Annotated in this window: 17 protein-coding genes; 3 read left to right on the forward strand and 14 right to left on the reverse strand. The window is 61.2% G+C overall.

Annotation, left to right across the window (positions count from 1 at the left end):
* Positions 1-63 precede the first annotated feature (63 nt).
* The 5 genes from ASD73_RS00830 to ASD73_RS00860 form a co-directional block, all read right to left on the reverse strand.
* A complete protein-coding gene (locus ASD73_RS00830) occupies positions 64-7,173 on the reverse strand; it encodes a peroxidase family protein (RefSeq protein WP_056375887.1) in 7,110 nt (2,369 codons plus the stop codon).
* 329 nt (positions 7,174-7,502) lie between these two features.
* Complete coding sequence (locus ASD73_RS22075; protein WP_082521270.1) at positions 7,503-8,246, reverse strand: LuxR C-terminal-related transcriptional regulator; 744 nt, start codon at positions 8,244-8,246, stop codon at positions 7,503-7,505.
* A gap of 151 nt (positions 8,247-8,397) precedes the next feature.
* A complete protein-coding gene (locus tag ASD73_RS00845) occupies positions 8,398-9,420 on the reverse strand; it encodes a sensor histidine kinase (protein WP_056369972.1) in 1,023 nt (340 codons plus the stop codon).
* Positions 9,420-10,097 carry a response regulator gene (locus ASD73_RS00850; protein ID WP_056370492.1) on the reverse strand — a complete coding sequence of 226 codons (678 nt, stop codon included), beginning with the start codon at positions 10,095-10,097 and terminating at the stop codon, positions 9,420-9,422. Before ASD73_RS00850 ends, ASD73_RS00845 begins: the two co-directional genes overlap by 1 nt.
* A 1,034-nt stretch (positions 10,098-11,131) precedes the next feature.
* Entirely contained in the window at positions 11,132-11,464 is a 333-nt protein-coding gene (locus tag ASD73_RS00860) for a hypothetical protein (RefSeq protein WP_156377237.1), read from the reverse strand.
* A gap of 227 nt (positions 11,465-11,691) precedes the next feature.
* Here ASD73_RS00860 and ASD73_RS00865 point away from each other — a divergent pair, with 227 nt between their 5' ends.
* Positions 11,692-12,165, forward strand: coding sequence for an Lrp/AsnC ligand binding domain-containing protein (locus ASD73_RS00865; protein ID WP_056369966.1), 474 nt, complete (start codon positions 11,692-11,694; stop codon positions 12,163-12,165).
* 19 nt (positions 12,166-12,184) lie between these two features.
* On the opposite strand, the gene ASD73_RS00870 is transcribed toward ASD73_RS00865, so the two are convergent.
* The 6 genes from ASD73_RS00870 to ASD73_RS00895 form a co-directional block, all read right to left on the reverse strand.
* A complete protein-coding gene (locus ASD73_RS00870; RefSeq protein ID WP_056370491.1) occupies positions 12,185-13,588 on the reverse strand; it encodes an amino acid permease in 1,404 nt (467 codons plus the stop codon).
* Positions 13,589-13,699: 111 nt separating this feature from the next.
* Positions 13,700-15,334, reverse strand: a complete 1,635-nt coding sequence (locus ASD73_RS00875; protein WP_056369964.1) for an amidohydrolase family protein — start codon at positions 15,332-15,334, stop codon at positions 13,700-13,702.
* A gap of 89 nt (positions 15,335-15,423) precedes the next feature.
* Positions 15,424-17,115 carry an amidohydrolase family protein gene (locus tag ASD73_RS00880; RefSeq protein ID WP_056369961.1) on the reverse strand — a complete coding sequence of 564 codons (1,692 nt, stop codon included), beginning with the start codon at positions 17,113-17,115 and terminating at the stop codon, positions 15,424-15,426.
* An 80-nt stretch (positions 17,116-17,195) separates the two neighbouring features.
* Positions 17,196-19,463 (reverse strand): TonB-dependent receptor, encoded by a 2,268-nt coding sequence (locus ASD73_RS00885; RefSeq protein WP_235534039.1) that lies wholly within the window; start codon positions 19,461-19,463, stop codon positions 17,196-17,198.
* 734 nt (positions 19,464-20,197) lie between these two features.
* The gene (locus ASD73_RS00890) at positions 20,198-21,157 is read right to left on the reverse strand and encodes a S41 family peptidase (RefSeq protein WP_056369959.1); all 960 of its coding nucleotides are present in this window, start codon (positions 21,155-21,157) and stop codon (positions 20,198-20,200) included.
* Entirely contained in the window at positions 21,154-21,615 is a 462-nt protein-coding gene (locus ASD73_RS00895; RefSeq protein WP_056369957.1) for a MarR family transcriptional regulator, read from the reverse strand. The genes ASD73_RS00890 and ASD73_RS00895 overlap by 4 nt, the downstream gene beginning before the upstream one ends.
* Positions 21,616-22,006: 391 nt before the next feature.
* Between ASD73_RS00895 and ASD73_RS00900 the strand changes: the two genes are divergently transcribed.
* Both ASD73_RS00900 and ASD73_RS00905 read left to right on the forward strand, forming a co-directional pair.
* The gene (locus tag ASD73_RS00900) at positions 22,007-22,816 is read left to right on the forward strand and encodes an alpha/beta fold hydrolase (protein ID WP_056369956.1); all 810 of its coding nucleotides are present in this window, start codon (positions 22,007-22,009) and stop codon (positions 22,814-22,816) included.
* Between the two features lie 96 nt (positions 22,817-22,912).
* The gene (locus ASD73_RS00905) at positions 22,913-23,227 is read left to right on the forward strand and encodes a hypothetical protein (protein WP_156377238.1); all 315 of its coding nucleotides are present in this window, start codon (positions 22,913-22,915) and stop codon (positions 23,225-23,227) included.
* Positions 23,228-23,333: 106 nt separating this feature from the next.
* On the opposite strand, the gene ASD73_RS00910 is transcribed toward ASD73_RS00905, so the two are convergent.
* From ASD73_RS00910 to ASD73_RS00920, 3 genes are all read right to left on the reverse strand, one after another.
* Complete coding sequence (locus tag ASD73_RS00910; protein ID WP_156377239.1) at positions 23,334-23,783, reverse strand: hypothetical protein; 450 nt, start codon at positions 23,781-23,783, stop codon at positions 23,334-23,336.
* A gap of 425 nt (positions 23,784-24,208) precedes the next feature.
* Positions 24,209-25,528, reverse strand: coding sequence for an MFS transporter (locus ASD73_RS00915; RefSeq protein WP_056369950.1), 1,320 nt, complete (start codon positions 25,526-25,528; stop codon positions 24,209-24,211).
* 132 nt (positions 25,529-25,660) lie between these two features.
* Positions 25,661-26,740, reverse strand: coding sequence for a serine hydrolase domain-containing protein (locus ASD73_RS00920; RefSeq protein WP_056369947.1), 1,080 nt, complete (start codon positions 26,738-26,740; stop codon positions 25,661-25,663).
* Between the last annotated feature and the right edge of the window lie 109 nt (positions 26,741-26,849).

A 26,849-nucleotide genomic window follows, 5' to 3' on the forward strand; every position in this document is an offset into this window, starting at 1 on the left:
CTTCCTGTTCGGTCGAGTCCGGACCGGCGGGGGCCGGCCCGGACCTCCCGGGGGCGCGGGAGTTTAGAGGAAGCTCCATTCATTATGGGTCTGTTCGTGGTGCCCGTTCGATTCGAACCGCGACCGCAGCCACCAGGGCATCCGGTCGAAGTCGCACCCGCCGCCCCAGGTATCGTGGCTCAACGTCGAGGGATCGGGCGCGCCGCCTGTTCCGCCCTGATCGACCGGCTGCGGTGACGGATCGTTCGCCATCGCCTCGCTCTCGGCCGGCGGCGTGCCATTTGCCGCCGGATTTGGCCCAGTCGAAGCGAACGCAAACGATGAGGTCTGCATATTGGCGGCGGAGACCCCGTCGAGCCGCAGCTCATTCCCGTCGATGCGGACAAGCGTGTCGTTCCCCGACTGGCTGATGACGACGCGCGAAGCGAAGCTCTGCGCCGTGATGCCCAAGCCGCTGAGGTCGATGCTATCTTCGCCGAGCCGGAAGTCGGTAACCCGGTCGTCGCCTTCGCCGAAGACGAAAACATCGTCGCCGCTGCCGCCGGTCATGACGTCATCGCCGTCGCCGCCGTCGAGCCGGTCGTCACCCGATCCGCCCGCGAGCCTATCGTCGCCGGCACCGCCGAGCAGTGCATCGTCGCCCGACCCGCCGGCCAGATCGTCGTCGCCGGCCTCGCCGTCGAGGCGGTCGTCGCCCGAGCCGCCACCGATAACATCGTCGCCGCCGCGGCCGCTAATGACGTCTTCGCCGGATCCGCCCTTGAGCATATCGCCGCCAGCCGTACCGGTCAGCGTATCGTCATGCGACGGCGGGGTGACGACCGCGCCGTCGTCGTCATCATCATGATCATCGTCATGTACCTGATCGTCGTCGTGATGCTCGTCATCGTCTTCAGGCGAGTTCGATCCCGCGACGCGCAATTCGGGTGTTCCTTCGCCCGCGAAGGTAACCGAATGCGTCGCACTGCTCAGCGTGGTGATGCCATCGGCCGTGCTTGCGGTATAATCGGCCGGGTTTGCGCCTTCGGGCAACTCGATCACATCCTGATCGCGTAGCGTGCCGAGGATCGTGTCATTGCCACCGTTCGAACGGAACACGATGCGGTGCGCCGACTGCAGGGCGGAGATGTCGACGATGTCGTCGCCGGCGCTTCCCTCGAGCGTGATCGTGCTGGTCAGCAGGCTGGTGCCGGCAAAGCTGCCGATCGCCGTGAAGGTGTCGCCGCCACCCAAGCCATTGATCACGATCTCCTCGATATTGTCGAGTTCGGCGATGATCGCGGCGTTGTTGGTGCCGTTGCGGGTAATCACGATCTCGGTGTTGGCGCCGAGGCCGGTGATGCCCGCCGCCAGCGCCGCGGTGCGCGAGTAAATGCGATAGGTTTCGGCCGAGCCGTCGCCGACGATCTTCACCGTGTCCACCGTCCCGGCAATGTTCGCAGCCGCCGTGTCGCCGTTGATGACATCACGGCCGTCGCCCGCCGTCCAGTAGATGGTGTCGTTGCCGGCATCGCCACGGATCGTGTCGTTGCCCTGGCCGCCGACCAGCAAGTCGTTGGCCGCACCGCCGTTAAGCGAGTCGTTGCCTGCATGGCCGAACACCGCCTGCGATCCGTTCGCACCGTTGGCGCCGTTCAGGTTGGCGTTGGCAGCCGCCGACCCCGCTACGACAGCGTAGCTGGTGCCCGCAAAACGCAACGTTTCGATCGTGCTGAGGGTGTCGATCCCTTCCGCGCCGGTCAGATCGGTAACGACCAGATTGGTGCCGCTGGACCCCAGGACGAATTGGCCGACGCCTCCCGCATAGATTGCCACGTCGCCGGTGCCGGCTCCGCCGTCGAGCCGATCGTTGCCGGCGCCGCCATTGAGGTTGTCGTTGCCTCCGGCGCCATTCAACACGTCGTCGCCGCCATTGCCGTTCAGATTGTCGGTGGCGCCGATCCCGAAGATGCCGTTACCGCCATCGGCAATGTCGTCGCCAGCCGTTCCGTTGAATGTGTCGCCGGTGAGGAGGCCGCGATTCCAATCGTCACCGACCACGCCGGTCGACGCCGAATAGACGGTCTCCGTGTTGCCACCGCCATCGGTGAAGGTGACCGCCACCCGAAGGATATCCCCGACCTGGCTACCAAAGCCGAGAATGCCTTCGTTGGGCTCGAACGTCGCGTCTGAAGTGCCCTGGAGGTTGTCGAAGGTATTGCTCCAGGACGTGCCGCCATTTTCCGAGACCTGCCACTGGTAGGAAAATCCGCTGGCGATGCCGTTGGCATCCGCGATGCTGCTGGTATCGACGGTCAGTACCTGCCCCTCGGTCGGGGTCATGTCGCTGATCACGGGTGCGCCGGTGGCCGGCTCGTTGATCAACTGGCTGACCAGATAATCGACCGTACCGCCATTCCCATCCGAAAAGCGCAGCTTTTCGATGTTGAACAGCCGGTCGGTGCCGTCGGATAGCGGCCGGTTCTGAAGCGTCTCCTCAGGAATATCCTCGCCGTTCTCATCCTCACCATCCCCTGGATCGGTGAAGCCGGTGTGGTCGACCGTGATGCTGCCGTCGGCATTGCGGGTGAACGTGTAATTCGCGACCACATCGGTGTAGACCGCGATGTCGGTGCTCGCGTTTGCCGCATCGCCGTCCAGGAGCTCGCGGACGATCGACAGCTGGGCGGGATTGATCTCGCCGGTGACCATGCGCGGAGCGATTTCGGTCATGCTGTCGACGCTGAACGCCGCCCAGTTGTCGCCCTCCTTGGGGGTGACAAGGATGCGGACATCGAGCCAGCGATCGCCATCGATGATGTCGTTGCCGGCGAGGCCCTTGATGACGTCATTGCCGCCGCCGCCGAGCAGGATGTCCCCGGCCTCCGACGTGCTGAAGATCGCGCGCTCCTGCACGCCATTCTCGTCGAGCACAGGAACAGTCTGCCCGTTGACCACTCTGGTCACCGGGATGCCCGCGCCGAGATGCGCGACCAGCACGTCGAGCCCGTCGATCAGATCGACATTTTTCGCGAGCAGGTCGTTGGAGTAGGAGTCGAGCGGCGAGTCCGGGCCCGGGATCGCCGCGGTGTTCTGCAACTCGCCGCGCGCGTTGGTGCTGCGGCTGCGTCCCGTCAGCGTGTCATCGAGATTCCAGCCCGACAGCCCTTCGACCAGATCGAAGCGATCGCGCAGGATGAATGCCTCCTGCGTTTCGAAGATCGGGATGCCGAGGTCCGAATTGGCCGCGGTGCTGTCACCCTTGTGGATGCCCCAGTCGAAGCCGGCCTGCCCGTTCGAGCGCTGGATGCCTTCATTGTTCTGGAACATGATGTCGTCGCCGGATTCGGCGTCATAGTCGGTATCGCCGCTGCCGCCGTTCATCACGTCGTGGCCGATGATCGAGGAGTTGAAGAACAGCTCCGAATTCTCGCCCGCCAGCGTATCGAAGCGCTGCCCGCCTTCCAGCCAGTCATTGCCTTCATTACCGAGCAGGAAGTCGCCGCCCGAACCGCCGAGAATGAAATCATCGCCGGTGCCGCCGAAGGCTTCCTTGCCGTCAGGGCCGGTGATGATGAAATCATTGCCCTGGTTGCCGAACAGCAGCGACAGACCCGAACCGCCATGGATGACGTCATTGCCTTCGTTGCCGTGGAGGAAGTCGGCCTCGCCGATGTCGGTGCCGGCGTTGGTGATGATGTCGTCGCCCTCGCCGCCGAACACCTTGTCGACGCCATAGCCGGCCTCGATCCGGTCGTTGCCGCCCTTGCCCCAGATGGCATCGTCGCCGCCACCCGAGACGATGACGTCGTCATTCTCGGTGCCGCCAACGACGAAATGCTCGTTGCTGTTGATGCGGATATATTCGGCGATGCCGTCTTCATCGGCGTCGATACGCTCGATGAGGCTGGAAAAGCCGCCGAGGAACGGATCGTCCGACACCGGATCGGCGCCCAGTTGCTTGCTGATATCCATTTCCAGCTGCGGCATCTCGAACGCCGAAAAGAGATTGCCCGGCAGCGCGGTCGAATGATCGTCGCCGAGGTCGGTGTTGCGCATCACCAGTTCGGCGAACGTATTATTCTCCAGCTCATTGAGCAGGTTGAGGCCCTGCGTACGCGACAGATAATAGAAGCGGTCGGCGTCCTGCAGATTTTCCATCGTCATCTGGAACACGAAGCTGAAGGTCGAACCGAGCATGCCGCCGAACGCCATCTTCTTTTCGGCTAGGCCACCGATCCAGAAATCGATGTCGTTGAGCCCGCCCAGCTTTGCGTCATTGGCATAGGCGCCCTCGGCATTGAGGAAGTCGAGCCGGTCCGCCGGCGCTCCGGTACCACCGAGGACGAGCAGGGTCGCGGCGTCGCGCAGTTCCTCGACCGTCTTCGGATTCGCCTGCGTATTGATCAACGTCTCGTGCGTGCCATAGGCCGCGATGAAGTTGATGATCGACGCCGGATTCTTGAGATTGAGCGCGAAATCGGCCCAGCTCTCATAGGGCTTGAGCAACGTGTCGCCGGTCGCGTCGAAAAAGCGCTCGCGCGCGGTCTGGAGCGAGGGCATGCCGACATCGCGGCCGCGCGCGAGGTTGATCGTCGCCAGATCCAGCGGGATGCCGAGCAGCTGGTTGCGCAGAACGTCGGTGACGAATTCGTCGATTTCGCTGCCGGTCTGGCGGCTCATCCCGCGGATGATCGCGCCCGATGCCTCTTCGGCAGTGCCGAGCGAGTCGTACATCACCGGATTCAGGAAGCCGTCGAACAAGCTGATGTCGTTCTGAACGGGATTGCCATTCTCGTCCATTTCGATGACCGCGATATCCTGCCGCAGCATCGAGTGGCCAAAACGATAGACGACGTGCGCGAATTCGGCGGCGATGCTGGGGTTGATGTCGGCCGAGGGCTCGAACACGAAGGCGTCGATGTCGGGCTGCATCATGCGGCCGAATTCCTCGAACACCAGATGCTGATACTCCATCTCGTTGGTAAAGCGGCCGACCTGGAACAGGCGCTCGCCGTCCCACGCCAGCGATTCCGACAGCGTCGCGATCGCCGCCGGGTTGCCGCCCGTCAGCGTGGCGAACTGCGCATCGGTGAGGTCGGTCAGCAGCCATTCGTTGATGAAGGCGCGGTCCATCGATGCGAGCGTCACATCCTTGGTGTGCTCGACGATGCGGTTATGTTCGGCGTGGAACACCTGGTGGACAGCGGTCAGCGCGATATTCTCGTTCGCGCGGCCATCGCCCGCAATGAAGTGGCGGTCGAGCAGTTCATCGTCATACGCTGTCGGGCCACGCTGGCCCTGTGGTCCGGGTGAGCCGTCGGCATTGGCGTAGCCGAGCGCCGAGTCCTTGTCCGGATTAAGCTGGTTGGCCGTCGACGGATCGTTGTCGTGATCGCCGATCACCGGAACCGCGGCATGCGCGATGTCATCGAGGAAGGCATGGCCGGTCAGCACGACGCCTTGCGCGCTGACGGGTGCGGCCGGATTGCCTTCGCGCAGAATATCATCGGCGGTGCCGAGCTGACCATCGGGGCCCATGCCTTCGACGAGCTGCGGGTAGCCGTTCGCACCGGGGATGAAATTGCCATAGGGATCGGTCGCGATCAGCGGGATGTTGCCGACATTGAGGTCGGTGAGCTCGATCCCGAGCACGTCACGCGCCTGCGCCTTGATGTCGGCCCAGGTAGCAAGACCGCCGTTGCTGCCTTCGAGCAGCAGGCCGCTCGAAACCGGCTTGCCGTCGGCCCCCGCGATATATTCGCGCATGAAGACCTGCTTCGACGCGGAGGAGGCATAGGTCTGGTTCTGGTCAACCCAAGGCGTGGTCAGATTCTTCGGCCCCGGACCATCGTCGGCGGTGCCGAGGATGCCGTCGGCACCGGCGTTCACCGTCACGCGGGTGAGCGGAATATAATTCTGGCCGCCCGGCACATAAAGCGGATCATCAGGCGACAACGGCACATAGACCGTGCCGTTGCCGCCCTTCGCGACCAGATCGAGGCCATGATCGAAGAACTGTCCAAAGATCGTCATCCAGCCGTTGAACGGCGATGACAGTCCTTCATCGGGCGAGACATTGGGCAGATAGACGGTGTTACCGTCCATCTCCACACCATGTTCGGCGAGCGCCGCGTCGAGTGCGGCGTTTGCATCGGCGACGACTGCATCGACCGCCTGCGCGTCCGCGAGCGCGGTTTCGGCGCCGGTCAGCGCGGCCTGCGCCGCCAGAAGCGCAGCCGCGGCAGCGGCAGCGGCGGCGGCCGACGCGGTCGAGGTGGCCTCCGCCGCCTCGGCATTGTCCTGCGCCAGCTGGTAGGCAGCCTCGGCCGCGCCATATGCTTCCAGAGCTGCGGCGATCTCGACGGCCTGCTCGCTGTTATCCATCGTGTCGGCAAGAAGCGCCACATAGGCGGCGAGGCTCACGTCGCGCGCGCCCATCGCCGGGGCGACTTCGGCGTCGGCGGCTTCGAAGGCGGCCTGGTCGGTAGCCGCCTGCGCCGCGGCCGCGGTGTCGGTGGCCTGCGCATCGGTCAGCGCGAGTTGGGCAGCCGCGACGGCAGCAGTGAGGTCGTCGATCGTCCCTTCGGCCGCTTCGACCGCCGCAATGGCGGCGTCGAGCGCATCCCTTGCCGCGACGATCTGGGTCAGCGCTGCCATCAGCGGCTGGCCCGACAGGCCGGCGTGCGTCAGCGCCGCGGCAATGGCGGCGGGATTCTTCAGCGTCTGATCGACGATCAGGTTGGAGATGATGCGCGGATCGGCGTCGATCACGGTGCCGCTGCCGGGACCGGGCAACGACCCGGTCCGGGGACCCGCGTTCGCGTAATTGTTGTTCGTGTACCAGCTTACGCCCGTGTCGTCGGCCGTACCCATGATGCCATCCGCGCCGGGTCCGTTGGGCGCGGGGTTAAAGTCGTACCGATCGCCGTCGGCGTCGTTCATATATTGCGGCGTGAAAATACCGGGGAAGGACTGATCCGCCGCGCCCCAATTCTCGCGGCCCGGCAACAGATTGTTGTAGCTGCCGTCGACGGTCCTGAGGCCATAGGGCAGCAGATGCGCCTGCGCGAACCCGTCATTGCCGTTATAACCCGCGACCAGCGCGGCGAGATCGCCGCCGGCGGCGTGCGCCTCTGCGATCTTGATCTGGGCGAGGATGAAGTTGAGGTCGTGTTTCGTAAGCTGTACCATGTCGCGTCTCCGGTCCGGCCGCATGCGAAGGATGCACACGGCCTCATCCGCAAAATCGTGCGGACGAAAGGTTGAACAGAAGCTGGTGCGGCCCCCCGCCAGCAAGGCCGAACATCACAAATCGAATCGACTCGCTGAACGGCTTAAAAACAGGTTAAGTAAAAGCGGGGATAAGAGTCGATTGGACTTTACGTACTAGCCCGATATGGGACTCGATGAGTCTTCTTCACTATCGGTATGGTGGGAGTATCTAGTACTTTTGGCCGATCAATCGGCACAGATATTCATATCCGTCAAAACGGGATGAAAAACTTCTGTTTCCGGTGATTTTAACCGAAAGCGCGCGTGCCGAAATCGTCGTTCGCACGGCGGCCAAGGAATTGCTCGCGGACAAAAGCGGACGCGGCTCCGCGGCTCTGCAGCGCGGCAACCGCCCCGACGCGATTATGCACGCCGAGCAAGCGGAATGCCGCGGCCACATGGACCTTCACCGTGCTTTCGGAGATGCGCAGCGAGCGGGCAATTTCCTTGTTCGATTTGCCCATCGACATATGCGTCAGCACTTCGCGCTGCCGTTCGGTGAGGCTGGATATCGAGGCCTGGTGCGAACCAGAAGAGCCCATGGCCAGCGTTTCCGCATCGACATCGCTGACGATCGGCGGAACATAGACCTGGCCAGCCATCACTTGCCGGAATGCCTGGAGCATCTCGTCCTGCTCCATGTCCTTCGGAATGAAACCATGCGCGCCCTCGGAGATAGCACGGAGCACGGCGTCTCGATCGCGCCGCCAATCGACGATCACTAGCGAAAGTTGCGGAAAGCGGTGACGCAATCCGCGAATGCCGCCGGGGGCCACCGACTTCAGGTCGATCCCGCCGTCGAGAACAAGCATGTCCTGTGCGCCGGTCCCGGCCAGCCAGTCGAGAGCCTGTTCAGCATCCCCCGCGGTCGCAACGTCACAATGATTGAATTCGCGCCGGATGATGGAAGCGAGACCGCTTCGGCAAAGTAATTGCCGTTCCCAAACGAGCGCCCTTGATACAGCGGACACAATATTTCCCCCAAAGTTCATCAACGGTTGCGACCCGCTGTGAACGCCGGATAGCTGCTCCCCCTCTTTTGTCTGTTGAGCTAGTCCGCCGGAAGCATCCGCCCTACCGAATCCTTCAGTTCCAAGTGTAGCGGATTTTGCTTACAGAAAGCTGACGGGGTCGGAATCTGTATCAAGTCGCTACAATAGTGTCGAAATCCAGCTCGATCGCTGGCTGCTCCGGATGGCTTCGCATCGTTCCATCATGAACTTCCATGATTCGCGCGACAATCGACAAACCCAGGCCGGCGCCGCCGTAACTTGCATGTTCGCCGCGCCGGAAACGGTCCGACAAGGCAAGCAGCCGCGCAGGGTCGATCCCGGGTCCGCCATCGACGACGCGAATTTTGGGGCCCGGCCCGCGAACGATAACCACCTCTTTGCCCGTCGCGGTCACCCGGACGGCGTTTTCGACGAGATTGCGCAGCGCCGCGGTCACTGCTTCGATACGGCCCATGACGGGCGGCCCACCCTCGTCACGGTAAGCAAGCGCGACGCCCTTTTGCGCAGCATCGACCGCGCAGAGCTTGATCGCATCGAGCGCCGCATCCGCCAGATCGATCGGCCGGAAAGGCTGCGGCGCCGCCGCATAGGCATCGAGCTGGGCGAGAACCAGCAATTGCTCGACCAGACGGTTCATTCCCCCAAGATCGTCGCTCACGCGGTCGGCATCGGCGGTCTTCAATCGCCCGAGCTCCAGCATGGCGACCGCAAGCGGCGTCTTTAGCTCATGCGCCACATCGGCGGCGAACCCTTCCTGCCGCCGCGCCGCATCGTCCAGCCGCGACAACAGCGCGTTGACGGCCTCGGCAAAGGGCATCGCTTCCGTCGGGAAATCGGCGAGCGTCACACGAAAACCGCGCTCGCGGCCGGTGGCCTGGTGAATGAACTCGGCGGCGTCATGCAGCGGCTTGAGCGCGCGGGCGATCAGCCATCGCGTCGCGATCGCCAGCGGGGCGAGCAGAACGATGATCGGAAAAATGACATGATCGATCACCTCGTGAGCGAGTCCGATATGTCCGTAGCTTTCGCGAATATCCTTCCGGATCAGCTCGAAATCGACGATCAGGAATGCAGCAAGCACGACACTGCCCGCGGCCGCCATCCAGGCGAAACCCGTCCGCAGTTCGTCAATAATCGACCGCCCCTGCTGCATCAATCGACGGGCTCCAGCATCAGATAACCGACGCCGCGGAGCGTCACCAGCTGATCCTGCACACCCAACGCCCCTAGCTTTTTCCTGACCCGCGACACCAGCACTTCGATCGCGTTCGGGGTGACGGGTTCATCGAAGGAATAGAGCGACGCCTCGATCTGTTCGCGGCTGACGACGCTGCCGGCCTTGACCATCATCAATTCGAGCAGCGCCGCTTCGCGCTGGCTGAGGTGAAGTGGTTCGCCCTTGCAACTGCCCACGCGCGCTATCGTGTCGAAATCGACCGCCCCGACCGAAAGGACCGGGCTCGAGCGAGCGCCCGGCCGGCGCAGCAGCGCACGCACGCGTGCGGCAAGCTCTTCGATCGCGAACGGCTTGACGAGATAATCGTCGGCCCCCGCGTCGAGGCCGTCCACGCGATCCCCCAGTGCGGACCGCGCGGTGAGCATGATCACCGGCGTCACCAGCCCATGCGCGCGCTCGACCATCAGCCATGCGCGGCCATCGCCATCGGGCATCCCGAGATCGAGCACGACGATATCGTAACTGGTCGCGGCAATCAGTTCTGACGCCTCGGAAAGTACCGGCGCGATGTCGCAGCAAAATCCCATCGCCGAAAGCCCTTCGGCGGTCAAAGCGCCGATCCTGGCGTTATCTTCGACGATGAGTATGCGCAAGCTGTTCCCCCACGCGGAGTGCAGCACCCCTCCCCGCGTTGGTCAAGCGCAACAATCTAATCCCTATGGCTTAATCCGATAGGTCGATGGACGGCCGGACTCGATCGCGCTTGAATTGTTACAACGAGGACGGCAATTGTAATATCGGGCTGGGGGGCAAGAAACTATGCGCAAAGAAGGCTGGCTCCTTGGCGTCCTTGCGGTGTTGTCGTTGCTGTGGCTGGTGTTGCACGCGTTCGACATCCTGTAGGCTAACACCGTTCGCGCGGGCAGTTAATCGGGCGACTGCTTGCGGACGCTTTCCACCATGGCCCTATGTCCGATTTCAGACGTTCCTACCGTTATGTTCTGACGGGCCTGAACGGCAGCTTTCAAGCAGCCATTTCGCGACGGGCTATGACTTAGATCGGGCGCGACGCGTTGAGTCCCCTCCCCTCACTCCACATCAACCCTGTCCGGCAATTCGAACCGCAGCAGGCTTGACCCCGACGCCCAAGGCCACGACCGCGATGCATTGTCGCCAGTTCCGATCCCATCGAAGATCATGTCTGATATCTGCTGCCGCACCCCGCGAAGATGCGAATGCATCAGCTTCGCCCTTGTGATGTACCCCGCGTTCACGCCCCGAAGCGAATGGTTCATCAGCAGGTGCATGTCGATGTCACCAACCCCTGCACACTACCCGATAGTGCGATAGCTCTGGCGCAGGTCCGTTGCACATCATTTCTGAAGGACTTCTTGCGCTCCTTCTCCTTGCAAGATCGGTACCTTAGCCAGCCGTATCGCAACGCCTGACAAGCCATAGCTTCACGAGGCTGATCGGCGGAGCCTCCCTTTCCGGGCGCTCATTGTCGGTCCCTATGGCAACAGTTGGCCGATAGCGGTCAGGCCGCTTTGGGGCGCGAATTTTGGAAAGCAGTCGTCGAAGGGCCCTTCAAATGGAAGTATTGACGGGCTGTAACCCAAATAGCTGTCTTGGATCGTGGACGGCGTTGATCGAACACATTCGGAGATAGTTCGCATTGCTCAAATCGCTACTTCATTCCTGACCGGAGCGCATTCGGTTCCGAATGCGCCGGGGTGCCTGGCAGCAGAAATGCGTCATCCAGAGCTACATAGTCGAGGCCACCTCCCGGCAAGGGAAATTTCTGATGGAAACCCTCGATACTGCCGGCCGAAGCGAGAACGCGAGCCTTGAACCGATGAGCAAGCGAAAGCCGAACCGGCAGTCCGCTGGCGATTTTGATCCAGCTGTTCCAACTGATACCGATCCGCGTCATGATCTCACACTGTCCGCCGACAAGATGGCCGATTTCGTCCACCAGATCCGGATTGACGACGCACATGCGCTGCTTTTTCTGACTCACTGCAAATACTCCTCCAATCCATTTTCGAGCACTTGTTCACGCCTTCGGCTGCTGACATATTCAGACAAAGACGCGGGTGGTACGATGGCGGTTCGCCCCCGTCCTCCGGCGCACGCTCCGCTTTTGCCAATCCACAGAATGTTTTGCGCTCCGATTTCAGCAGCCTCCCGGATTATCTTTGAATTTATCAGCAAGAGTGCGACACTATCTTCGAATGATATTGGACAATGTCAGGAGAATCATCGGTGCTCACCGACGCCGACCGTCGCATCCTCAAGGTAATTCAGTCCGAGGGCCGGATCACCAATCAGGAACTCGCCCAGCGGTGCGGCCTCTCGCCATCGGCGTGTTTTGACAGACTGAAACGCTTGCGAGAGCAAGGCTATATTCTTGGCTTTCATGCCCTTCTCGATCCGACCAAGCTCGACCGTGCGCTGCTGATCTTCATCGAGGTGCTGATGGACCGGACGACGGGCGATGTATTCAAGGAATTCGCTGCATCGGTGTCGGCGATGCCCGAAATCCTCGAATGCCATATGGTCGCCGGGGGGTTCGACTATCTGATCAAGGTCCGCGTCCGCGATATGGAGGCGTACCGGCTGTTCCTCGCCGAGACGCTTGTCCATATGCCCGGTGTCCGTGAAACCCGGACATACGCCGTCCTCGAAGAGGTCAAGAACGTGACAAACCTGCCGCTGTAAGATCATGGCGATAGCCCCTCTACCCGGCCAAGCGGCTATTTCGCGCGCCATAAGCCAGATAGACAACAACTCCGATCAGGTTCCAGATCAGGAACCGGAACTGGGTCATCCCGGGCAGGCTCATAAACAGGTAGATACATCCGCCGATCGCAATCGATCCGACCGCCCACGGCATCGGCGCGCGGAACGCCCGCGGCAGATCGGGCTGGCGAACGCGCAGGATGATCAGGCAAAAGCCAACCGCTACGAACGCCGCGAGCGTTCCCGCATTGGCAAGCTCGGCGATTTCCGACAGGGGGAAGAAACCCGCGATCGCTGATACAATGATCGCGGTGCCAACCGTTACCGCAACGGGCGTACCCTTCTTGTTCAGCCGACCGAGCCGTTCAGGAAGCATCCGGTCGCGCGCCATCACAAAGAAGATACGGCTTTGTCCGAACATGAAGGCAAGGATTACCGTTGGAAGCGCTACGACAGCAACCGCGCCGATAAAGGTGGCAACGCCCGGATGGCCCAGTGTCCGCAAGATATGCGCGAGCGGCTCGCCCGAACTCGCGAAGTCGACGAATGGCATCGCGCCGATCGCGGCCGCCGCCACACCGATATAGACGAGGGTGCAGACAACCATTGACCCGATGATCCCGATGGTCAGATCGCGGCCCGGATTCTTGGTTTCCTCCGCTGCGGTCGACACGGCATCGAAGCCATAAAAGGCAAAGAAGATGATCGCCGCCGCGGCCATGACGCCGCGGACCTGGCCATCAACTTCGTGCGCGCCGAAGCCATAGGGCATGAAGGGTTTGAAGTTTCCGGCATCGAACACCGGCAACGCCAGCAGGATGAACGCGGCGAGCGCGCCAAGCTTCAGCATGACGAGCAGGAGGTTGAGCGTGGCGCTTTCGCGCGTGCCGACCAGCAACATTCCTGCAACACCCGCGACAATGACAATCGCGGGCAGATTGATGATTCCGCCGGCATGCGGCCCAGCAACAAGCGCGAGCGGAATATCGAAGCCGGCAGACTGCAAGAAACCCACGGCATAGCCCGACCAGCCGACCGCCACTGCCGCGCAGACAACCGAATATTCGAGCACGAGGCTCCAGCCGATCACCCACGCGACTCCCTCGCCGATCACGACATAGCTATAGGTATATGCACTACCCGATACCGGCATCAGCGTGGCGAGTTCGGCGTAAGCGAGCGCCGCGCAGACGCAAACCAGCCCCGCAACGATGAAGGCGATGAGGACAGCAGGGCCTGCCCGCTCCGCGCCTACTCCGATCAGGGTATAAATTCCGGTGCCGACGATCGCGCCGACCCCAAGCGCAACCAGATGGCCCCATCCTAACGTCCGGTGCAGCCGCTGTGTTTCGTTCACCGCCGTGATGGTTTCGATCGATTTTCGTCTGGCTAAAAATGACATGATGATCCCCTGCCCGATCATAGCCATGATCGGGGTCAACACCCCGGACCGGATGCCCCGCCCCGCCATAAACGGCGAGGTGGGCTCCGGTGCCTCGTTCGGAACGATGGCCTATTGGCCTAATCTGGTCTTTTCGGCTTCGACCATTGCAGCAACCTCGGCGAGCATCTGCTTTGCGTCGTAGACGATGCCGTCCTTGATCGTGAACTTAACCCCACCGACCAGTTCCTGCTTGTTGGTTTCGGCATTGAGCCGCTGAAAACCCGTGCCATAGAGCGTCTTGAGGTTTTGCAGCGGGTTTTCGGGGACGATTACCAGATCGGCGAGCATGCCTGCGCGAACAGCGCCGATCGGCGGGGTTTCGCCGCGCGGTTCGTACAGCGTTTTGGCCCCCATCATCGTCGCCGCGCGAACGACCTCGAGCGGCGAGAAGCCCGCTTCGCGCAGCAATTCCAGCTCCTCGACATAGGCGAAGCCGTAGACTTTCCAGATGAAGCCGGAATCGGTGCCGACCGTGACGCGCCCGCCCATATTCTTGTAATCGTTCATCAACCGCATGAAGAGACCGTAGAATTTCTTCCACGCGAATTCATTCTCGGTCGTCCAGTCGAAGAAATAGGAACCGTGATTGTCACGGGTCGACTGGAAATAATTCCAGAGCTGCGGCGTCGTGTAGCGCGCATGCCAGTCGGCGTTGCGCGCGCGCATCAGATCGCGCGAGGCGGCGTAGATATTGAAGGTCGGATCGAAGGTGACATGATTTTCCTTCTGCGCTTCCAGATATTCCTGCCACTGCTTCGTGCCGGGGCCATTGACCTGATCCCAGATCTCCGCGACCTCGCCGAAGCGGTGCTGCTCGTTGTTATAGTCATATTGCGGCGGGAAATCCTGAATTGCCCGATCCTTGAGCAGCGATTCCATATGCCCGTAATAGTGGGTGATCGTGTTCAGCCCGGCATCACCCGCCTGACGCCCGTTGAAATTGGCGACGCCGATCTGGCTGAGGTGGGCGGTCGTGCCGAGGCCGAGTTTCTTCGCCTCGTCGAGCGCGGCTGAGAAGACGTCGGGGGTCTCGTTCTCACGGTTGAAGAATTTGATGCCGTCGATGTTATTCTTCGCGGCCCAGCGCACCCACTCGCGCGCCTTGACCGGCGTGTCGACGACCCCGCCCGACCAGCCGGCGCCCAGCGTCTGATAGTTGAAGATGCGCGGCGCGGCGATTTCGTTGCGTGCCGAGCGATCCTTCTCGCGGCTGGCGACCGCAGGCGCGGCCAACGGAACGCCGCGGACCGTCGTCACGCCATGCGCGAGCCACAGCTTGTATGCATAGCTGGCGTCGGGCGCCTTGTCGGCACCGGGCAAGTGGACGTGCATGTCGGTGAAACCTGGCATGACGTACATGCCCGTCGCGTCGATTTCATAATCGGCGTCATTGGGCGCGCGATTGGCGGCGGACGGAAGCCCCGGCCAGCCCGCCTGCTTGATCGAGGAAATCTTGTTGCCCTCGACGACGATGTCGAAGCGGCCGCGCGGCGGCGCGCCGGTGCCGTCGATGATCGTAGCGTTGCGGATCACCATCTTGCGGAAGGGGCCTGCGCCCTCGCCCGGCTTGCGCGCCGGCGCACCGGCGCTGACCGGGAAGACTTCGGCGGCCGCGGCCGCCTTTTTATCGCCGGCCTGATGCGCGGTCGCCGGCACCGCGAGCAACGCCGCCACAAGGGCGATTTTGGTTATCTTCAACTTCATTGGACCCGTTTCCCCGTTTCGATTGATCGATTTTTGCACTCATTTGGATCGATTGGCCGGGGAAGCTGCGCGCCGCCCCGGCTATCGCGTCACGGCAGTGGAACGCCCTCTTGGGGAAGGCCCATCCGCCGCTTTTCGGACTTCACCATCTCGGCAACATCAGCGAGCAGCTTCTTCGCATCATAGACGATGCCGTCCTTGATCGTGTAGCTGACCCCGCCGACGCGCTCGAGCTTCTGTGTCTGTTCGTTGAGGCGCAGCGCGCCGGTTCCGTAGAGCGTCTTGAAGTTCTGGAGGGGGTTTTCCTTTACCAGCACCATGTCGGCGAGCTTGCCGACGCGCACGGTGCCGATCGGCGGCGCCACATTCCCTTTGGGCTCGTAAAGGGTGAGCGCGCCGTTCAGCGTCGCGGCCTGTACCACCTGGGTGGGATTGAAACCCGCCTCCTGAAGCAGTTCGAGTTCCTCAACATAACCGAAGCCATAGGTTTTGAAGATGAAGCCCGAATCCGACCCGGTCGTCACGCGCCCTCCGATATTCTTGTAATCATTCACCATATGCATGAATTTCTTGTAGAAATTCCGCCAGCGCACCTCTTTTTCGGTCGTCCAGTCGAAGAAATAGGAGCCGTGATTTTCGCGCGATGACTGAAAGAAATTCCAGAGTTGCGGCATCGTATATTTGCCGTGCCAGTCGGCATTGCGCGCGTGCATCAGGTCGCGCGACGCGGCGTAGATCGTCATGGTCGGATCAAAGGTAACGCCATTCTTTTTCTGCGTTTCGAGATAGTCCTTCCACTCGTCCGTGCCGGGTTCGAAACTCTCGCGATAGAGGTTCGCGACATTGCTGAAGCGATCCTGCTCATCCATATAATTATAGCTCGGATCCCAGTTCTGAACGGGACCTTCCTTCAGCAACGATTCCATATGGCCATAAAAATGGGTGACGGTGCCAAGGCCCGTTTCGCCCGCGTGCCTGGCGTCCATCCGCGCGACGCCGACCTGCGACAGGTGCGCGACGGTGCCGATGTGCTGCTTCTTCGCCTCGTCGTAGATTGCTTCAAGAACTTCGGGGGGCTGGTTCGCGTCGGCGCCCACTTTAATGCCGTCGATCCCCGCCTTGGCCGCCCAGCGCACCCATTCGCGCGCCTTTTCGGGCGTGTTGGTCACGCCACCGGTCCAGCCGCGCCCCGATCCGGGGCGGTGATAGGAAAAGATGCGCGGCGCGGCGATCTCGTTTCGCGCCGAGCGCGCACGCTCGCTGAGCGAGATTTCGAACGGCGCGAGGTCGACGCCGCGTACCGAGGTGACACCATGCGCAAGCCACAGCTTGTACGAATAGCTAAGATCAGGCGCTTTATCGTCGCTCGATCCGTGAACGTGCATGTCGATGAAGCCCGGCAGCATGAACATGCCCGTCGCGTCGAGCTCATAGTCGGCGTCGCGCGGCGCACGCGCCGCGACCAGCGGCAACCCGGGCGTGCCGGCTGCCTCGATCGAGGTGATGATGTTGTTCTCGACCACCACGTCGACGGGACCGCGTGGCGGCGCGCCGCTGCCGTCGATCAGCGTCACCCCGCGGATCACCATCTTGCGGAACGGTCCCGCGCCCTCACCCGGTTGCCGGGCCGGCGCCGCGACGGCGCCCGCCCGCGGTTTCACCGGCTCGGAGGCAGGAACAGCGTTTTGCGCCTGACCCGATGCCGCCGGAATGGAATATAACAGGCCGGCTGTCCCGACCACCAGCGTCCGCCACGCGGACAAGCGCAATCTTTTCGTCATAAGCTTTCCCCTGAAATCCCTGAGGGCCCAATTGCTATGAATGACGGGCGCGGCGGACGTCCCGACGCACCCGACTTTCGTCAACGGAACCGTTTGATGAGATTGATGCCGATCGTCCGCGGCGGCGCGCCGTGGGTGACGGTTAGCCCGCCCGTGTTCGCGCTGGTCGACTTGGTCGTAATGGCGAGCGCATCGAACAAATTGTTCACATAGAGCTGCGCGCTCCAGTTGCCGTCGGGCGCCTGAACCCCGACCCTTGCATTGACGAGCCCATAATCGTCCACTTTGCGGCGAAAGACGTCGGTCGCGGCAAGCGTCGAATACGACGAACCGACATAGCTTCCATCGACCCGCACCGAACCTTCAAGACTGTCACTCAGCTCCCAGACATATTCAGCCGATGCGCTGACGTTCCACTTGGGCACGAACGGCAACCGGTCGCCCTTGCGGCCGGCAGCGACGACGATATCGCTGACCTGATCCTCGGTCAGCTTGGCATCGGTGTAGCCTACGTTGGTAATCAGCGAGAGTCCCTGAAGCGGCGTTGCGTTGAGTTCCAGCTCGATGCCTTTGATGCGCGCGGCGCCGACGTTCGAAATCAGACCGAACACCGACCCCGTACCTGCGGTACGCGCCGAAACCTGCATGTTCGACCAGTCGATCTGATATCCCGTCAGATTGAGGTAGACGCCCTGGATCGGCTGGCTCTTGACCCCCAGTTCATAATTCCAGAGGCTGTCTGCGGTGTATCCGGTCAAGGCGGCGGGCAAGCCGATCGCCTGATTGACCCCGCCCGGACGGAAGCCCTGCGCAGCTTGGGCATAGATCATCAGGTCGCGGCTAAATTCGTACGACAGGTTGAACTTGTGGACGAAGCCATTTTCCGTCGTTTGCGCCTCGGTATAGGCGGAAGGGACCGAAGCGTAGTGGATCTGGCCCTGCTCGACGACGCCGCCGACCGTCTTGTCATATTCGTACCAGCGGCTGCCGACCGTCGCGGTCAGCTTGTCAAAGAATTTGTACGACAGTTCGGCAAACAGCGCTTTCTGTTTCAGATGGTCGTTGATGGTCCGATCATAATAGATATTCTCCGGCACGAACGGATTGAGCTGACCGGTCAGTGGATTGGCGGTGAGCAGGGTCGAGCGCACCCATGATTTTCGGTCCTCCAGAAAGCCGCCAAAGGTCCAGTTGAACGGACCGCTGCCGGTCGAAGAGAGACGCACCTCGTTCGACCAGTTTTTCACGCTTTGCGGCTGATAAAGGCTCGAAAAGAGGATCGCATTGGTGAGGTCGAGATAGGGGGCGAGTTGGGCAGGCGTGCAGGTCGCCGCCGGGTCGCGCAGCAGGTAGCGCGCGCAGCCTGCCGCATTGTTGCGGCCGTTGAAGTTGTCGCTGACGTCGCCGACAGCGATGCGGTCGCGATCGAAATAGGTCGAAACCGCGGTCAGCGCCACCGGACCGAAATCGTAGCGGAGCGTTCCGCTGTAGATCCGGTTTTCATCATAATTTCCCGATTCTGAGCGCGCGTTGGTCGTGTGGCGTTCGCCGGTTTCGAAGAACCAGCGCGACGCGTCGGTCGACACCTTGGTGTAATAGGCGCCGAGATCGATGGTCAGCTCATCGGTCGGAGTGAAGCGCAGCAACGCACGACCGCTGTAGCTGTAGCCGTCGTTGATATCCTTCGTACCATAATAGCTGTTGTCGATATAGCCGGCAAACTGCTGATAGCTGCCGACGACACGCAGCGCGAGCTTGTCGGAGACGATCGGCAGGTTGATCATCGCGTCGACCGACGCGCCCGGGCTGCCGCCCTTGACCGCCGACAGATTGACGCTGCCTGCGGCTTCGAGCAGGTCGGCCTTGGGCTTTTCATAGATGATGCGAACGGTACCGCCCATCGAGCCCGAACCATAAAGCGTGCCCTGCGGTCCGCGCAGCACTTCGGCGCGTTCGACGTCGAAGACGCGGAAATCCGGCGTGCTGCCCGCGGCATCGCTGGTCGTTCCCACCGATCCAGCCACCGGCGATTCATCGTAATAGACGCCCACGGTCGGCTCGCCAGCGCCCACGACGCCGCGCAGGATGACGCGCCGGTTGCCCGGCCCATTGTCGACGATCCGCAGGCTCGGTGTGTTCTGCGTTAACTCGGTAAAGCTCGTCGTGCCCGCGCGCTCAAGAGAATCGCCCGTCACCGCCGAGATGGCCAGCGGCGTGTCCTGCAAGCGCGTGTCGCGCTTCAGCGCCGTCACGACGATTTCACCGCCCGTCGAATGCGCAGCAGCTTGCCCTTGCTGAGCGTCTTCGTTCTCCTGATCTGCTTGCGCCATCGCCGGCGAGGCGCTCATCACGCACATGCCTGACAGGAGGAGCACGGTGCGCGCCGCCCAAGCGCCCCGACGAATATTTGTTCCGTGGTTTCGCATTCAATCTTCCCCTTTTTTCAGATTTGGACCCATTTTTGAATTTTTATAATGCTAACAGCTACCCCGCCGAATGTGCGTGGTTTTTCCGTCACAATGCCGAAACTTATTCGCCATTTTCGGAATAATGCGTGACATCTTCAATTTGCTGGAAACGGCTAACAAGGCTGTAAGCAACTCTCCTCGTCGCATCTTTCGGCGGCGATTCTCCGGAAGAGAGCTATATCCACATGGAAATCAGGAATTTAATTGCTCAAACAGCGGCGGCTCCAATGCCGCAGGGCGAATAGCGCCACAAAAGGCGTTCGAGTGCGACAAAAAGGCCAGTGAGAAAATAATGACAGTCAATCGATTCATCGAAATAATCTTCGGGCCGGAGAGCGCGCTTGCCGCGGTCGAGAATCAGACCAAACTTCGTGGACCCGCGGGGCCTCTAATTAGGAGGCGCTCTTCTAAGAAGGCTCGGCCCGACCGAAGCGCAATCCGATGTTCAAGAAGAAAGGAGCGCGCCCCGGCTCCAGCCGCATGTGCCGCACACTATCCTTGATGGCGCGCGCCATACGCAATCTCGCCACGCTCGACCGCGACACGAAGCTTGCCGGTTCGAACACCGGTCCGCCGGGTTTGGCCGATAGCGGCCGGTCCGCTTTCGCATCGAATCAACGGGAAGCGGACGTCGCTAATTGCTCACGCGCCGCCGTCAGCGCCGCCTCCAGCGCGGTATCGGCCGGCACTTCTTTATCGGGGAGCACACCGCGACCTTCCCAGTCGCTGCCGGTAATTGGATTGATCGAACGCCCTTCGGGCAACGCCAGAACAAATTTGTTGCCGACGGCCCTGTCTTCATAAGGATGTGCTCCTCCGCCGGTGCGTTCCCCCACGATGATCGCCCGCTTCATCGCTTGCAGGTCATAAGCGAACTGCTCGGCGGCCGAAAATGTACGGCGCGAGACCAGGATATAGAGAGGCTTGGTGCCGCCGAACCGTCGTCCCGACACCCACGAAGGCGTAAAATGCCGGGTCGTGCGTCCGCTCGGTCGGTCATAGGTCGCGCTCATCTCGCGCGATTCGTCGAGAAGATAGGCGGACAAGAGCAGAACCATTTCGTCCATACCGCCGCTGTTGCCGCGCAAGTCGACGATGAGCGCAGGTGACTGCGCGAGCAGGTTCATTGCCGACGCCGCGAGATCGCCTCCCATCTCCACCGGGGCGAAAGCGGTGAGATTGAGATAGCCGATGCCGCTTTCCAGGCGCGCCACTCGGTCGAACCCGTGGTTGACGCCCGCGCCGTACCAGCGTTCGAACATCAGGGCCTGGCTCTCCTGCGGCGTCGCCGCGTCGGCGCGCACCGACAGAGCGAAGTGACCGTCGCCCGAAATGGTACGCAAGCGTTCCGTCACCTTCTTCGCGAAAGCTTCATCGTCCAGCGTGGCCACATTTCGATCATCTCGCGCGTCGCGCCGGAGTGCCTCGGCAATCGCACGGGCCTTGACCGGATCGACGTAACGCTCGGCGACGAGATCGGCTGCTTGCAACAGGGCAGTGCGCTGTTCGGCGTTCATGGCCGCGGCCGGCGCCTGCAGCAGGAGAGCAGCAGCAAGGGCAGCGAAATATTTCATGATTCTTCCTCTTCGCGAATGCGCGCGCTGAAAGGATTTTGCTCAAGCGCCTTGATCGCATCGGCCACGAGCTTCGTGAGTGCGTAAGGAAGTTCGCGATCGAGCGTCGATGCAGCGGCGTTGGTCGCCTGCCAGCGTTTCTCTAGCAGCGGCAGAATACCGATGAGTTCGGGCGTAAGATCAACGATGCGTTCGCGTCCATCGGCCCCGCGGTCCGCCGAAACCCAGCCGGCACCGGTCATTTGCGTTATCGTCTGGCTGACCGCGGAATGTGTCATGCCGGCATGTGCAGCAATCTGCTTGATCGAAGCGGGTCCGATCTCGCGCAAAGCGCGAACTACGGGCGTGTACCGCGGCCGATAGGCCAGACCATCGGCACGATAAACGTCGTAAAGCTCGTCATCGAGTAGTGAAAGCAAATGCCGGAGGGCGGTTCCAAGGGTGCGTTGACTCTGCATCGCAAAAATATAACAGTGCTAATATATTTTGCAATACCGATGTTGCGCGGGAGATATTTGCTGCTCGGATCAAGACGCGACCTTTTCTAACGCGGCTTTCCGATCAGCGCTGACCACGCGGGCGTCGAGAAATTTAGCCAGCATCGCCGGGCGGATCGCGCCCATTGCCCTCGTCGATTTTCCCGCTCCCATGGAGTTTCATGGCTTTCATCCGCCCACTGACATCGCGAGATTCCGAAAGTTCGGGCGGCACGGCCGCCACGACGCTGAATTCTGCCGGGTCCAGCGAGATGCTGCAGAGACCACCACTTGGATTTGGAGTTCCGAATATATATAAGCGCTAATATAATTTGATAAGCTACCCCAGGGGAGCCAATCAGGAGTTCTGACGATGAACGATCCAATTCTCGGCGAGCGCATCGAGGTAAACGGTGTACAAATCTACTATGAAATCCACGGCGAGGGTTCGCCGGTGGTGATGCTACATGGTGGCGTCAATCCGTCCGATATGTTCGGTGCGCCACTCACCGAAATGGCCGGGGCCCATAAGGTGATCGCGATCCACCTTCGTGGCCACGGCCTGAGCACCGATACCGATGAGCCCTGGAACTACGAACAGATGGCCGACGATGTCGACGCGTTGCTCGGCGAACTGGGAATCGGCAGGATCGACATCATGGGCTGGTCGCTGGGCGGTGGTGTCGCCCTGCAAATCGCAATCCGCCATCCCGAACGGGTCGCCAAGCTCGTCGTCATCGGCATGAATGTCAAGGATACAGGCTGTTTTCCGGAAGTGCAGGCCGCCTTCAGCCAGATGCCGGAACTGGCACCGACTATTGCCGGGCATCTCAAGCAGTCGCCGCTGGCCGACTTGTATCCGGACGTGGATTGGGAAGCGATGATGCGTAAAACGGGCGAGATGAACCGGGGCCCCTATGACTGGTCCGAGGACGTGGCCAAAATTGCAGCCCCTACTCTCCTAATCTTCGCAGATGCCGAGATGATGTATCCGGCCCATATCGCCGAGATCTACGGACTTCTCGGAGGAGGCACCCAGGATGCGGGCGTTGATGGCTCGATGCGCCCAACGCCTAATCAACTGGCGATTATTCCCGGCACCACACATTATGACCTGATGCTGAAAGCCTCGGACACTGCTACTAACTTCGCCAAAGCTTTTCTTGGCGCCACGATCGATTAGTGCGCCGTCGTGAATCGGGCATCCGGTGCTGCCGACCCTTTGATCTTTGACGGCGTCGCATTGACGCAAAAAGTCGTTTCGAGATAAGGAATTTGCATGACTAGACCATGGCAATCTCTCGCATTCGCAGCGATCCTCGTGTCGACTACCGCTCCGGTGAGTGCGGAAACTCCCGCCCAGCGCGCCTACCGCAATCTCGAGCTGCTCCGCAGCGGCGCAAAGACGCTGGCCGATCTCAGCGACGCCGAGCGGCGCGAGCTCGCCGCCTTCGAGCAACTTGAGCGTGACGGAAAGCGGGCCGATCGCCGCACGCCGCGCCAGCGCTGCATCGACGAGGAAGTGGCACGTGAAGGCGGGAAGCCGAGCGAACTCGCCCTGAGTGCGATCGATCTCAAATGCAGTCAGCACTAACGCAATGGTTGGCGTCGGAATAGCCGCAGCCGAGTCTGCTTTCCTCGCCAAGGCGCCGACGACGCTTTTGACCGCGTCCATTACGGCTGCCCGCCGCAATCACAAGTCACCAGATCGTGCACATCTTCCCAGACAATCGCGTCGTCGCTATCACCAGCATTTTCGCGCATGCCAGCACATTTCCTAGCAGAGTAACGACGGAGGCCGACACGGACTGGGTGATGAGCTTAAGGGCTCGGGTCCCGGACCTATGGCGCTGCTTACCGAATTTACCGCTTTGCGCATCGCCAAGGCGATAGGACTGTCGGTACCTGCAGCCAAACCGTTGCATCTTGCCATGGACTTTCCCTGAATGATTGGAACCGGCGAGTTTGATGGTATTGTGCAGCGCAGCGGGGTGATGAAATCTCGGCGTCGAGCTGATCGAACCCGCCGACACGCCGCGCCCGATGACATATTGTCTGCGGACGCGGATTTCCTCGACGCCCTCACCGACGTCGACCGCCTCCTCTGCAATACCGGTCGGTCTCGGCGGAACACCAATATCCTCAGTCAACTGCCGGACTGACTGCAATTGACTTCGGTGCTTGCCTATTCCTACGGCGCGCGACGAGTGGCTTCGTTCCGACCGGCTTTCCATTGCCGGGCGATCATCTGCTGAGTGAACGCTTGCACGTGCGACCAACGCGCAAACTGCAGCCAGATATCGCGGCAGGCTGGTTACGAGATGTCCCAGGTGAGTGGATCGATGCATCGGGGCGCAAGTTGAGGAGCTCGCGGTGGCGCTCAAACTTTACGTCTCGGCGTGGAACCGATCTTTAACCTCGTCAAATCGTTCGTAGCTGTCTTCATACATTAGCGGCACCCGCCGCCTAATCGCAGCGGCTGAATCTGGCCGGTTGCAGTCATTCTGCTTTCGGGACGGCGTGCTGAAAAGCTGTCACGATGACCAAAGGGGTCATTCATTATTCGAAACCCATTTCAGTTTTTCGGACTTGAGTCGCCCGCTAATGCAATAATAAAAACAAAAGACAGTACTGAGCCCGCGCTCATGATCAGGCCGACGTCTGGCAGCGCATACTGCTCCGCGAAAAGAACACCGCCCAGAATTGGCCCGATGGATGCGCCGAAGCGTCCGACACCAATGCCGAAGCCAGTGCCGGTCGCACGCAGTTCAACCGGATACGCGGTCGCGAGCAGTGAGTAGAAACCGATTGAAGCTGCCGTGATGAAAATGCCCACGACAACGCCAAGCATGATCAGTGAGGTGAGATCAGCGCCGGCGCGCGTGAACATTGTGACGCTGATGGCCGATCCGGCGAGCGTGATCAACGTCGCGCCACGCACCGAGATCGCGTTGGCGACAACGGCAAACAACGGGCCGGAGGCGACTGCTCCGCACATGGTCCACACCAGCACATCGGCTCCGTTGGACGGGGAAAAGCCTAGCGTCACGACAATCGACGGAATCCATTTGAGGACGAAGTAGAGACACGAAACATGGGAGAGATAGGCCAACGTCAGCAAAATGGTCGGCCGTGCCAACGGCGGCCGCAGAATTGCAAGCACCGCTTTGCCCCGCACTTCTGACTGCTCCATTTCGCCGAGACGGCTCACCGGCGCATGACCAAAGCGGCGCAGGACCGCATTAATCCGCTCAACTGCTCTTGCAGGTCGCGCGCGCGTCAGCCAAGCGACGGATTCGGGGATGGCGAACCATGCGAGCGGCAATGCAATTACGGTCAGTATCGCGCCGAAAACAAATACCGAACTCCAGTGCGTTACCAGCAGGAGGTTGCGCGCGACGATGCCGCCCACGACCAATCCCATTGGGTAGCCCACAACCATCATGGAGAGGACGAGCGAGCGGTGACGCGCATTGCTATGCTCACTAACGATCGCCGCCAGCGAGGACATCATGCCTCCGATCCCCAGGCCCGTCAGGAGACGCACGATGGAAAGCTGCAGAACATCACTGGCAACGATCGCTCCACCCATCCCGACGCTCATGATCACCAGGCAGACTAAAATGGTCAGTCGCCGGCCGAACCGGTCGGCAAGGTTGCCGAACATCAACGAACCGAAGCCCATTCCGATCAGTTCCATCGACAGCACCCAGCCGAGCGCATCCGGCGCCAGCTTCCACTCTGCCATCATCCCCGGTGCGGCGAAGCTGATCGAAGCGGCATCGTAGCCGTCCAGGCCATTGAGGAATACCGCGAGGGCAACAGCGAGCCATTGGCCGCGGCTCATCGGGGATCGATCGATCTGACGCTGCGGGCAGGTCGCAAAATCGTTCATGAGTAAACTCTCTTTGACGCCCACTGGATCAGGGTTTCTGCTGCCGCCTTCGCTTTACGATGCAATGTTGAGGCCGCATTCCCAACGTTTGCGCCGGACATTGCTGATTCTGGAATATCGTTCGGGCCGCTGCTAATGCAGGGCATCAAGGATTTTGGCGGCCTGCTCGTCCCGATAGGCCCTCCCGTCGATTCCCTTAATCAACGCAGTATTTCCGAGGATCACGATCACAAGCTTTCGCTTGGGCGAGATCATCACGATCTGCCCCTGAAATCCGCGCATGCTGAACCCGTCGACCGGCCAGCGTGCCACGACGCCGGGGTCGGTTGACCATGGGCCGATCCAGAATTGCCCACCATATCCGCCAGCTGACGCAGCGGCTGGCGTGGAGACGAACCGGACCCACTCATCCGTCAGAATCCTGCCCCCCGGCGACAGGCCACCGCGCGCGTACAACAGACCAAAGCGCGCGAAGTCGCGCGTAGTCATTGCCGAATAGGTAGACCCCACCAGCGTACCCGCATCATCGAACCCCAGCGCGGCCGAGCGGATGTTCAAAGGACCAAACAGCTCTTTATTGAGGAACTCACGGACTCCGCGCTCTCCCCGTCCGATGGTCCGGCCCACGATCCCGCTCATGACATTGGTGGTGCTGTTGGAATAGGTGAAGTAAGAGCCGGGCTGATACTTCAGGGGATGATCGGCCGCATGATGCGCCACATCGTGCCGGCCCGATCCGAACAACATCGCCATCGTGTCCGAATTCAGGTCGGCGACGTCCTCATTGGAATCGATCCCCGAACTCATCTGCAGCAGGTCGATCAGCCTGATCGCGCGTCTGGGGTCGCCTTGGCCGCGCCATTCCGGCACATCTGCTCGAGCGTGGATATCCAGTTTCCCGGCGCGGTTCAGTATCCCGACCATCGTGCTCGTCAGGCTCTTTGTGATCGAATAGGCCGGGAAGACCGTGTCGGGTCCATAGCCTTCTGCATAGCGCTCCGCTGTCACTCGGCCATCCTCGACGACCAGCACGGCCCTTGTGGCTCCGCGATCCTTGAAAAGATCCGCCACCACCGTAGCCAAGCGCTCATCCGCGCGCGTAGCGCCTTCGCTGGTTGAACGAAGGATCAAATCCGCAACGGGCTGCGCGTTCGCCGAGCAGTTGCCGAAAGACAGAATTAGAAGGATGGCGGCAAACGTGGCGCGAATCATGTCGGACTCCCATCTTCCTGTGTCGAAAACACTGCGCTCGTACAGAGCCAGCCTGCCCCGACAGATGCTTGCGTGCCGTGTTTGAGGATCGACAGCCGCCAAGCGATCG

The organism is Sphingopyxis sp. Root154, assembly GCF_001427105.1.
Taxonomy (GTDB): domain Bacteria; phylum Pseudomonadota; class Alphaproteobacteria; order Sphingomonadales; family Sphingomonadaceae; genus Sphingopyxis.

What these genes read in the sequence shown, in the direction of transcription:
- ASD73_RS00845 (WP_056369972.1), bottom strand. Translation starts at nt 9,420, where the DNA reads ATGCAGCAGGGGCGGTCGATTATTGACGAACTGCGGACGGGTTTCGCC.
- ASD73_RS00865 (WP_056369966.1), top strand. Translation starts at nt 11,692, where the DNA reads ATGTCAGGAGAATCATCGGTGCTCACCGACGCCGACCGTCGCATCCTC.
- ASD73_RS00870 (WP_056370491.1), bottom strand. Translation starts at nt 13,588, where the DNA reads ATGTCATTTTTAGCCAGACGAAAATCGATCGAAACCATCACGGCGGTG.
- ASD73_RS00915 (WP_056369950.1), bottom strand. Translation starts at nt 25,528, where the DNA reads ATGAACGATTTTGCGACCTGCCCGCAGCGTCAGATCGATCGATCCCCG.
- ASD73_RS00880 (WP_056369961.1), bottom strand. Translation starts at nt 17,115, where the DNA reads ATGACGAAAAGATTGCGCTTGTCCGCGTGGCGGACGCTGGTGGTCGGG.
- ASD73_RS00905 (WP_156377238.1), top strand. Translation starts at nt 22,913, where the DNA reads ATGACTAGACCATGGCAATCTCTCGCATTCGCAGCGATCCTCGTGTCG.
- ASD73_RS00875 (WP_056369964.1), bottom strand. Translation starts at nt 15,334, where the DNA reads ATGAAGTTGAAGATAACCAAAATCGCCCTTGTGGCGGCGTTGCTCGCG.
- ASD73_RS00900 (WP_056369956.1), top strand. Translation starts at nt 22,007, where the DNA reads ATGAACGATCCAATTCTCGGCGAGCGCATCGAGGTAAACGGTGTACAA.
- ASD73_RS22075 (WP_082521270.1), bottom strand. Translation starts at nt 8,246, where the DNA reads ATGAACTTTGGGGGAAATATTGTGTCCGCTGTATCAAGGGCGCTCGTT.
- ASD73_RS00885 (WP_235534039.1), bottom strand. Translation starts at nt 19,463, where the DNA reads ATGAGCGCCTCGCCGGCGATGGCGCAAGCAGATCAGGAGAACGAAGAC.
- ASD73_RS00895 (WP_056369957.1), bottom strand. Translation starts at nt 21,615, where the DNA reads ATGCAGAGTCAACGCACCCTTGGAACCGCCCTCCGGCATTTGCTTTCA.
- ASD73_RS00920 (WP_056369947.1), bottom strand. Translation starts at nt 26,740, where the DNA reads ATGATTCGCGCCACGTTTGCCGCCATCCTTCTAATTCTGTCTTTCGGC.
- ASD73_RS00830 (WP_056375887.1), bottom strand. Translation starts at nt 7,173, where the DNA reads ATGGTACAGCTTACGAAACACGACCTCAACTTCATCCTCGCCCAGATC.
- ASD73_RS00890 (WP_056369959.1), bottom strand. Translation starts at nt 21,157, where the DNA reads ATGAAATATTTCGCTGCCCTTGCTGCTGCTCTCCTGCTGCAGGCGCCG.